Origin of the sequence: Candidatus Pelagibacter communis, from assembly GCF_001179925.1 — a bacterium.
In the GTDB taxonomy this organism is placed as follows: Bacteria; Pseudomonadota; Alphaproteobacteria; order Pelagibacterales; family Pelagibacteraceae; genus Pelagibacter; species Pelagibacter ubique_E.
This window is the reverse complement of the sequence record NZ_CVSF01000001.1, coordinates 22,041-31,599: the sequence shown is the minus strand read 5'-3', so window position 1 is coordinate 31,599 and position 9,559 is coordinate 22,041. Positions and strand designations below refer to the sequence as shown.

Genomic DNA, 9,559 nt, shown 5'->3' with positions numbered 1-9,559 from the left:
AAAAATAAGAGAATTACCGACCAAGTGTCAGATAAATTATCACACTTTTTAAGATTTAAAAATGACGCTATAATGATTTCTAGTAAAACTCTTAATATTGATAATCCTAAATTAAATTGCCGTTTAAAAGGATATGAAAATTTTTCTCCTAAAAGAATAATCTTGGATAAATTTTTAGAAATTAATTTAAAAAGTTATATTTTTAAATCAGCAAAAAAAGATAATACAATTATTTTTTATAATTCTTCAAATAAATCAAAGATAAATAAATTAAAAAAAAGAGGGATAAATTTAATCAAATTAAGATTAAATAGTAATAAGTATTTTGACTTAAGAATGATTTTACATAGATTATATAAATTAGGTATCAGAAATTTATTATTGGAAGGTGGTGATAAAATTACTAAAAATTTTTTAAAAAAAAGATTGATTAATATCTTTTATGTGTTTAAAAGTCCGAAAATTTTATCGAAGAACGGCAAACATCTACATTTTACATCTTTAAAAATTTTGAGCAAAATCTTTAATTCTGAATTAAAATCCACCAGTAAACTGGCAAAAGATAAGATAACAATCTATAAAAGATGAAATGTTTAACGGTATAATTTTTTATAAAGGATCAGTAACAAAAATTTTAAAAAGATCTAAAGGGATCAATATATTCATTAAATCTAATCTTAAATTAAATAAAAAAGATGTTGGAGTTTCAATAGCTTGTGATGGAGTATGTCTAACCCTTATAACGATTAAAAAAAAAATAATGGAATTCTATCTTTCTAATGAAACTCTTGAAAGATCTAGATTTAAGAATCTTAAGAAAAATGAAATTATTAATTTAGAACTTCCTTTAAGATATGGTCAAAAAATTTCTGGTCATATATGTCAAGGTCACGTTGATACAGTAGGAAAGATTCTTAATATAAGAAAGATTGATAAATCTTTTCTTTTTGATTTTGAAATTTCAAGAAATCAAAGAAAAAATATAATTGAAAAGGCTTCAATTTGTATAAATGGTATTTCTTTGACTATATCAAAATTAACCAAGAAGGGCTTTCAAATATGGGTTATTCCTCACACACTCAAGTTGACTAATTTATCGAGGTTAAAAAAAGGAAGTTTTGTTAACATTGAAATAGACATACTTTCTAAATACGTTAAAAACTTTTTTTCATGAAAAAAAGTAATTATGCTCCAATCGAAAATATCATAAATGTAGCCAAAAAGGGTGGTATGTTTATTTTAGTTGATGATGAGAAAAGAGAAAATGAAGGAGACTTAGTAATCTCCACATCAGACACAAATGCAAAAAATATAAATTTTATGGCTAAATTTGGCAGAGGATTAATCTGTTTAGCTTTAGATAGTTTACAAGCTAAAAGATTAAACTTATCTTTAATGTCTCCTATAAATCAATCAAGAAATAAAACTGCCTTTACTGTATCAATTGAAGCAAAGAAAGGAATTACTACTGGCATATCAGCTAAAGATAGAGCACGTACAATTAAAATTGCATCAAAAAAAAATGTAAATAAAAAAGATATTGTATCACCCGGACATGTTTTTCCAATAATTGCAAAAGATGGTGGAGTTCTTGTAAGAGCTGGCCACACAGAGGCATCAGTCGACATTTCAAAATTAGCAAAAAAAAATAATTCAGCTGTTATCTGTGAAATAATGAATGAGGATGGGACAATGGCAAAAGGCCAAGATTTATTTAATTTTGCTAAAAGACATAAATTAAAAATTGGTAAAATTGAAGATTTAATTGCCTATAGGTTAAAAAAAGAAAAATTAATTAGGTTAAAGAAAACATCAGACATAAAAGTTAAAAATCAAAGTTATAAAATAAAGATTTACGAAAATTTATTAGACGGTTCCGAACACTTTGCACTTATTAAAGGAAAAATTAAAAAAGGAATAATTCCAAGAGTAAGAGTTATTTCATCGAATGTAGTTTACAATTACTTAATTAATCAAAAATTACCAAATTCGTTTAATAAAACATTAAATTACTTTAGAAAATTTAATAATTGTGTTTTAGTCTTTATAAAAGATACCAATCTTAAGTCTGTGACACAAACTTTAAAAAACTATAAAGATAAAAGTATATATAAAAAAGGTAATGATAAACTTATCAGAAATTATGGTATAGGTGCTCAAATTATCAAAGATTTAAAAATTAAAAAGATGATATTAATTACTAGATCGCCAAAAAATGTTATTGGTTTGGAAGGCTATAATATAAAAATAACGAAACAAGAATTTTTAGGATGAAAAAAAATTTACTTATAGTTAACGCTAATTATTATAAAGATATTTCTGCTGGGTTAATTAAAAGTTCAAAAAAAAAGTTACCAAAAAATTATAAGATAAAAATTATAAATGTTCCTGGTGTATTCGAGATACCGGTAACAATTGCAAAAAATATAAAAAAATTTGATGCCTTTCTAGCATTAGGATGTGTAATAAAAGGACAAACACCTCATTTTAATTTTATATCTCAAGCTTCAACGAACGCTATTATGAAACTATCAATCGATTCAAAAAAACCAATCGGAAATGGTATTATAACTTGTTTAAGTAAAAAACAAGCAATAGCTAGAAAAAAAAAGGGTGCTGAAGCTGCAACAGCAGTAATTTCGATCCTATCACAATAATGAAATCTTATTTTAGTCCAAAAAATAACCCAAGGGTAATTATTATTCAAAAATTATATGGTAGATTTTTTAATAATGATGATGATTTATCATTTCCAAAACATCGGTTTAAAAAATTCATAAAAGATGTTGTTTTAGGAACCATAGAGAGAAATGATCTTATAATAGATGAATTAGAAAATGAATTAGGTAGTAAATTGATTTTTAAAAATTTGGATAAAGTTTTTCAAACAATTCTTAAAGCAGCTACTTATGAAATTTTATATAAACCTAATTTATCAATTAATATAATCATTAAAGAATATTTAAATTCATCTAATTTTTTTCTTGAAAATTCTCAAACTAAATATCTCAACGCTTTACTAGATAACATTGGTAAAAAACTAAGATCTAAAAATGCAGGAATTTGATTTAATTAGAAGGTATTTCTCTAAATTATCTTTCAAAAATAAAGGTGCCTTTTATCTTAATGATGATGTTTTTTTTGACAAAAAGAGAGAATTAGTTATTTCTATAGATACATACAATGAGGGAATTCATTTTTTAAATTTCAAAAATCCCAAACTAGTAATAAAAAAAATAATTAGATCCTCTATTTCAGACTTAATTTGCAAAGGAGTGAAACCAAAATTTTATTTTATTTCAGGATCTGGAAATTCAAATCATTTTTCAAAAAAAAATTTATCAAAAATTTCGAGTTCATTATCAGAGGAACAAAAAAAATATAATATTTTTCTAAGTGGCGGTGACACAACTTTTTCAAAAAAAATGAGCTTTTCAATTACTGTTATTGGCTATTCTAAGAATATTATTTTGAGAAATAAAGCTAAAAACAATGATGATATCTATGTAACAGGAAATCTTGGTGATAGTTATATTGGACTTCAAATTTTAAAGAAAAAAATCAAAATTAAAAAGAAATATCATAATTATTTCATTGATAAATATTATAAACCCGAAATTCAAATTGATTTATGTGACGAACTTTTGAAATTTTCAAATTCATCAATTGATATTTCTGATGGATTAATTTCTGATTTGGAAAAATTAATTAATAAACAAAAATTAAATTATAGACTTTATTTAGACTCTATACCTATTTCAAAAAATTTAAGATCTTTAAGTAAAAATATAAGAATTCCAAAGTTAGAAATGGTTTCTAAAGGTGATGATTATCAAATATTATTTACGGCAGGATTAAACAAAGCTAGAATCATAAAAAAAATATCTAAAAATTTAGGTATAAAAATAACTAAAATTGGAAAAATTATACCTAATTCAAAAAAATCTTTAATTACCGATAAAAAAGGTAATAATTTAAGGACTAAATATAAAGGCTATACTCACCAATTTTAAACTTAATTATTGTCTTTTTTAGCTTTTTTTGTATTGTCCGGGCTTAAAATTTAACAACCAATTAACTAAGGTAATTATGAATATATCAGTAGAAACAATACTATTATACACCATCGGGGCCGGCTTCTTATCTATCGTTTATGGATATTTTACTGGTAAAAATATTTTAAATTCAAGTACAGGAAATGCAAAAATGCAAGATATTGCTTCTGCAATTCAAATTGGTGCTAAAGCTTATTTGGCTAGACAATATAAAACAATTGCAATTGTTGGTATTGTTGTCTTGATAATTGTTAGTGTTGCATTTAGTCCTTTAGTTGGTTTGGGTTACCTTATAGGAGCAGCATTGTCTGGTATAGCAGGATACGTAGGTATGTTGGTTTCAGTTCAAGCTAATGTAAGAACTGCAGAGGCTTCCAGAAAAGGTCTAGCACAAGGTCTTTCAGTGGCATTTAAATCTGGAGCAGTTACTGGAATGTTAGTAGCTGGTTTAGCTCTTTTGGCTATAGCAGTTTATTATTATCTTTTACTTAAGTTTAACATTAATGAGAGAGAAATTGTTAATGCTCTTGTTGCTCTTGGTTTTGGTGCCTCTCTAATTTCTATTTTTGCTAGACTTGGTGGAGGGATTTTTACTAAAGGTGCTGACGTTGGTGCTGATTTAGTTGGTAAAGTTGAAGCTGGTATTCCAGAAGATGATCCTAGAAATCCTGCAGTAATTGCTGATAATGTAGGAGACAATGTTGGTGACTGTGCTGGTATGGCGGCTGATTTATTTGAAACTTATGCAGTTACAATTGTAGCTACTATGGTTCTTTCCTCGATCTTCTTTGTTGGAGATTTAAATATGATGATATATCCATTAACAATTGGTGGTGCGTGTATTCTAACATCAATTATAGGAACATTTTTTGTAAAACTTGGAAATACAAATAATGTAATGAATGCGCTATATAAAGGTTTCGTAGTTTCTGCAATTGCGTCTCTAATAATTCTTTATCCAGTAACTGATTATGTAATTGGTTTTACTAATGAATATTCAGTTAATGATAAAACCTTTAACGGTATGAGTTTGTATTATTGTGGAGTAATAGGTCTAGTAATTACAGGATTACTTATATGGGTCACTGAATACTATACAGGTACTGGTTATCGTCCTGTAAGGTCAGTTGCAGCATCCTCTACAACAGGACATGGAACTAATGTAATTCAAGGATTAGCAATTTCTCTTGAGGCAACAGCAATCCCTGCAATTATAATTGTAGCTGGAATTCTACTAACAAATTACATTGCAGGTCTGTTTGGAATTGCAATCGCAGTCACAACAATGTTAGCTTTAGCAGGAATGGTAGTGGCGCTTGATGCATATGGACCGGTCACTGACAATGCTGGCGGTATAGCAGAAATGTCAAATTTGGACAAAAAAGTTAGAAAAACTACTGATGCATTAGATGCTGTCGGTAATACAACCAAAGCTGTCACAAAAGGTTATGCGATTGGATCTGCTGGTCTAGGTGCTTTAGTTTTGTTTGCTGCTTATACAGAAGATATTAAACATTTTTCAAAAGAAGCAGGATCAGCACTTGAAGGGATAGTTGTTACTTTTGACCTTTCAAATCCATATGTTGTTGTTGGTCTATTGATTGGTGGAATGCTACCATATTTGTTTGGATCAATGGGTATGCAAGCCGTTGGTAGAGCTGGTGGGGCAGTTGTTATAGAAGTTAGAAGACAATTTAAAAAATATCCTGGTATAATGAAAAGAAAACAAAAACCAGATTATGCAAAATTAGTTGATCTTCTTACGGTTGCTGCTATCAAGGAGATGATAATTCCATCTTTATTACCAGTGCTTTCCCCGGTCGTTCTTTATTTTATTATTTTGAGTATTGGCGGACAAGTTGCTGCTTTAGCTGCTGTTGGAGCAATGTTACTAGGAGTCATTATAACTGGTTTATTTGTTGCTGTTTCTATGACAGCAGGCGGTGGAGCTTGGGACAATGCAAAAAAATATATAGAAGACGGTAATCATGGAGGCAAAGGTTCAGAAGCTCATAAAGCTGCTGTAACTGGTGATACTGTAGGTGACCCCTACAAGGATACTGCAGGACCAGCTGTAAATCCCATGATTAAGATTACAAATATAGTTGCTTTATTATTATTGGCAGTTATTGCAGGTTAAAATAGTCTTATTTTATTTTAGTTCTTGATTCTCTTTTTACCGAGAGGATCATCAATTTTCTGTCTAACTGAACTTAGAAAACTATATATGAAAGATCTTTTTGAATAATTGATACCTGTTTCATTTTCATCAAAAACAATTTTATTCATATCATTTTTATTGTAAAATTTTTTACTTAAAAGAATTCCGGTATTATCAATTTCTAGTACCAAAACATCATTTTTAATTAATTTTTTTTTTCCTAATTTAGTAAGTTTGGAGTTGCTAGTTTTTCGTTCAATATAAATATATATATCATTATCAAATGTGCTTTTTGTAGATGGGGGGCCTATTAACTTAATTATATCATTTCTATTAGAATAATTAATTTTGAGCTTAGTTTGCTTTTGTTCTAAATTATGTACACCGTGATGATTTACAACATTGTTCAACGAACAACTTGATAATAATATAAATGAGAGTATTAGTATTTTTTTCATGAAAACTGAATATCTTAATTTTTATAATAATTTAATTAAATTAACTACTAATAAATCTCTTTATTTAGGTGTTAAAAGTAGTCAAGATAGTTTTAGTGATAGAATGATATTATTTTTATTACATTTTGCTTTTATTCTGAAAGAATTTAAGAATAAAGAAAATGATAAAAAATTACAGGAATTATATGATTTTAATTTTAGACAATTAGAATTAACAATTAGAGAAATAGGTTATGGAGATCAATCTATTAATAAAAAGATGAAAGATTATATAAATGTATTTCATGGTATTATCTCAGAAATTCATTTTTGGGATGAGTTAGACATTACTAAAAAAAAAGAGAAGTTATCAACGTTTTTAGAAAATTTTGATGATATTGAATATTTAGTTAAATATTTTGATGATTTTCAAGAACATCTTTCAAAAAATAATTTGAATTCCTATATAAAAAGTGTAAGTAATCAATAATTATGGCTGTACCAAAACGTAAACAAACACCGTCTAGAACTGGAATGAGAAGAGCACAAAATATGAAATTCTCTTCTAAAAATGTTGTCGAAGACAAAAAATCTGGAGAATATAGACTATCTCATCACTTAGATTTAAAAACAGGCATGTATAAAGGTCGACAAGTTTTAGACCCTAAAGAATAATTTTTTTATAAATGTCATCATTTATCAAAATTGCAGTAGATGCAATGGGGGGTGATAATTCTCCAGAAAAAATAATAAAAGGTATTATCCATCATCATTCTAGAAATAAAGATATATTTTATAAAATTTTTGGTGATGAAAATACAATTTCAAAACATCTTAACAATAAAATTGATAGAAATAATTATCAAATAGTTAATACATTGAATAAAGTATCAAGTGAAGATAGCCCTCTTGAAGCAGCGAAAAGGGGTAAAGATACCAGTATGTGGCTTGCAGTAGAGAGTATTAAAAATAAAGATTGCGATATTATTATTTCTGCAGGCAATACTGGAGGATTATTAGTTATTTCAAAACTCAATCTAAAAATGATAGACAATATAGACAAACCTGCGCTATCAGCTTTATGGCCAAATAAAAAAGGCATGAGTGTTGTTTTGGACCTAGGAGCTAACATTGAGTGTAGTTCTAAAAATTTATTTGATTTTTCAGTGATGGGTGCATCTTTGTATAAATCACTATATCCTGATGAAACACCAAAAGTAGCTTTATTAAATATTGGTTCTGAAGAATTGAAAGGAAATGAAACTATTAAGGAAACTTTTAAAATATTGAATGATAAAAAAACTAATGATTTTGAATTTAAAGGCTATATAGAAGGAAATGAACTAATGAATGGAGATGTAAATGTGATTGTTTCAGATGGTTTTACAGGAAATGTAGCACTTAAAACCGCTGAAGGCACTGCAAGTTTTATAACAGACGAACTTAAAAAAGCATTAGGAGGAACGATGATTGGTAAGATTTCCTCTTTACTAAATATCTCTAATTTAAAAAAATTTAAAAAAAGGCTAGATCCAAGATTATATAACGGGGCTATATTTATCGGCTTAGACTCACCTGTGGTTAAAAGTCATGGTGGGACTGATTATATTGGTTTCTCTAATTCACTTGATGTTTGTTGCAGAATAATTAAAGGTAATTTAATAGAAAAAATTAAAAAAAACATCTAATTATGAGAATTAACTTAACTAAAAAAGATTTAGTTAACTTGATTTATATGCAATTAGGTTTTTCAAAACAAGTATCAGAAAACTTAATTGAAGATTTTTTTCAAACAATAATTGAAAATTTATCAAAAGAAAAAGTGTTGAAATTATCTAAATTTGGTACATTTTCCATTAGGCAAAAGAAGTCAAGAGTAGGCCGAAATCCCAAAACTAAGGAAGAAGCAATGATTTCAAAAAGAGATGTTGTATTATTTAAACCTTCAAAAGAATTTAAAAATTTTGTTAATTTACAAAATAATGAATAAATCTGATAAAGCTTATAAAACCATTGGCGAAGTAGCAAAAATTTTAGATCTTAAAAGTAGAACTGGTCAAAAAATACCAACCTATACTATTAGATACTGGGAAAAAGAGTTCAAACAAATTAAACCAAAGATATTAAATGGAAATAGAAGATATTACGATAAAAGTAATGTAGACTTATTAAAAAAAATCAAGTTTTTATTAAAAGATCAAGGTATGACGATTGGAGGAGTTAAAAAAATACTCAATTTAGGATATTCTAATGATCTTGACGAATTTTCAAATAAAACTATAAGACTTAATAATTTAAAAAATAATATTGATAATATTTCACAAATTATTAAAGACTTGAAAAAATTGAAATAACATGGCTAAAAAAACACACATAAAAGTAAGACTAGTACCTGAAACTAAGCCAGATAGCTCTTTTTTTTATTATGTGAAAAAACCTGCAGGTGGAGAGAAAGCAAAGATTAAATTAAAAGCAAAGAAATACAATCCAGCTACTAGAAAGCATGAAGTTTTTATTGAAAAAAAACTTCCTCCTCATAGCAAGTAATTATTTTTTTTTGAAATTCTTTCTCTCGTAATTTATATAAGACCATATCATATTTTTCCATATGCGATTTGTGATTTTAGGGTCTATTTTAAGTTTTTTAGATTTACTATCAATTTTCTTAAGAATGAAATTAATTCTTTTTTTGTCTACAATTTCCTTTTTAAATTTTTTTAATTTCAAAACTTCATTTACAAGATAAGTTCTTTTTTTAATTAAAGATAACAAATTATTATCTAATTTATCTAATTTAGATCTAATTATTTGTAATTTTTTTTTGTTTATAGGCGACATTTAATTTATTGGAATAATTAATAATTATTATATTTATCTAATCATGTACAGCTTGAATAATCATATAA

15 protein-coding genes are annotated in these 9,559 nt (G+C 26.8%); 13 read left to right on the top strand and 2 right to left on the bottom strand.

Annotation, left to right across the window (positions count from 1 at the left end; translation table 11 throughout):
- The 7 genes from AMN70_RS00190 to AMN70_RS00160 all read left to right on the top strand — a co-directional run.
- Positions 1-588: RibD family protein (locus AMN70_RS00190; protein ID WP_143323391.1), on the top strand; the 588-nt coding region annotated here is incomplete at its 5' end.
- A gap of 1 nt (position 589) precedes the next feature.
- Positions 590-1,174 carry a riboflavin synthase gene (locus AMN70_RS00185; protein ID WP_075500900.1) on the top strand — a complete coding sequence of 195 codons (585 nt, stop codon included), beginning with the start codon at positions 590-592 and terminating at the stop codon, positions 1,172-1,174.
- Complete coding sequence (gene ribB, locus AMN70_RS00180; protein WP_075500899.1) at positions 1,171-2,274, top strand: 3,4-dihydroxy-2-butanone-4-phosphate synthase; 1,104 nt, start codon at positions 1,171-1,173, stop codon at positions 2,272-2,274. The genes AMN70_RS00185 and ribB overlap by 4 nt, the downstream gene beginning before the upstream one ends.
- Positions 2,271-2,657, top strand: coding sequence for a 6,7-dimethyl-8-ribityllumazine synthase (gene ribH / locus AMN70_RS00175; protein WP_075500897.1), 387 nt, complete (start codon positions 2,271-2,273; stop codon positions 2,655-2,657). The genes ribB and ribH overlap by 4 nt, the downstream gene beginning before the upstream one ends.
- Positions 2,657-3,067, top strand: a complete 411-nt coding sequence (locus AMN70_RS00170) for a transcription antitermination factor NusB (RefSeq protein ID WP_075500895.1) — start codon at positions 2,657-2,659, stop codon at positions 3,065-3,067. The genes ribH and AMN70_RS00170 overlap by 1 nt, the downstream gene beginning before the upstream one ends.
- Positions 3,054-4,013 (top strand): thiamine-phosphate kinase, encoded by a 960-nt coding sequence (gene thiL / locus AMN70_RS00165; protein ID WP_075500893.1) that lies wholly within the window; start codon positions 3,054-3,056, stop codon positions 4,011-4,013. The genes AMN70_RS00170 and thiL overlap by 14 nt, the downstream gene beginning before the upstream one ends.
- A gap of 76 nt (positions 4,014-4,089) precedes the next feature.
- On the top strand, positions 4,090-6,195 hold the full coding sequence (locus AMN70_RS00160) for a sodium-translocating pyrophosphatase (protein ID WP_075500891.1): 2,106 nt from the start codon (positions 4,090-4,092) through the stop codon (positions 6,193-6,195).
- A 17-nt stretch (positions 6,196-6,212) separates the two neighbouring features.
- On the opposite strand, the gene AMN70_RS00155 is transcribed toward AMN70_RS00160, so the two are convergent.
- Positions 6,213-6,674 (bottom strand): outer membrane protein assembly factor BamE domain-containing protein, encoded by a 462-nt coding sequence (locus AMN70_RS00155; RefSeq protein ID WP_075500889.1) that lies wholly within the window; start codon positions 6,672-6,674, stop codon positions 6,213-6,215.
- Here AMN70_RS00155 and AMN70_RS00150 point away from each other — a divergent pair.
- Genes AMN70_RS00150 through AMN70_RS00125 form a run of 6 tightly spaced genes read left to right on the top strand, consistent with a single transcriptional unit; the run spans position 6,673 to position 9,200 of the window.
- Positions 6,673-7,143 carry a ubiquinol-cytochrome C chaperone family protein gene (locus tag AMN70_RS00150; RefSeq protein ID WP_075500887.1) on the top strand — a complete coding sequence of 157 codons (471 nt, stop codon included), beginning with the start codon at positions 6,673-6,675 and terminating at the stop codon, positions 7,141-7,143. The genes AMN70_RS00155 and AMN70_RS00150 overlap by 2 nt on opposite strands.
- Positions 7,144-7,145: 2 nt before the next feature.
- On the top strand, positions 7,146-7,328 hold the full coding sequence (rpmF, locus tag AMN70_RS00145; protein WP_075500885.1) for a 50S ribosomal protein L32: 183 nt from the start codon (positions 7,146-7,148) through the stop codon (positions 7,326-7,328).
- A gap of 11 nt (positions 7,329-7,339) precedes the next feature.
- Positions 7,340-8,341 (top strand): phosphate acyltransferase PlsX, encoded by a 1,002-nt coding sequence (plsX, locus tag AMN70_RS00140; RefSeq protein WP_075500883.1) that lies wholly within the window; start codon positions 7,340-7,342, stop codon positions 8,339-8,341.
- Between the two features lie 2 nt (positions 8,342-8,343).
- The gene (locus AMN70_RS00135) at positions 8,344-8,643 is read left to right on the top strand and encodes an integration host factor subunit alpha (RefSeq protein WP_179850357.1); all 300 of its coding nucleotides are present in this window, start codon (positions 8,344-8,346) and stop codon (positions 8,641-8,643) included.
- Positions 8,636-9,007, top strand: a complete 372-nt coding sequence (locus tag AMN70_RS00130; protein WP_256998006.1) for a MerR family transcriptional regulator — start codon at positions 8,636-8,638, stop codon at positions 9,005-9,007. The genes AMN70_RS00135 and AMN70_RS00130 overlap by 8 nt, the downstream gene beginning before the upstream one ends.
- Position 9,008: 1 nt before the next feature.
- Entirely contained in the window at positions 9,009-9,200 is a 192-nt protein-coding gene (locus AMN70_RS00125) for a 50S ribosomal protein L33 (protein WP_075500878.1), read from the top strand.
- On the opposite strand, the gene AMN70_RS00120 is transcribed toward AMN70_RS00125, so the two are convergent.
- Complete coding sequence (locus AMN70_RS00120; protein WP_082255041.1) at positions 9,201-9,491, bottom strand: chorismate mutase; 291 nt, start codon at positions 9,489-9,491, stop codon at positions 9,201-9,203.
- Positions 9,492-9,559: the final 68 nt, after the last annotated feature.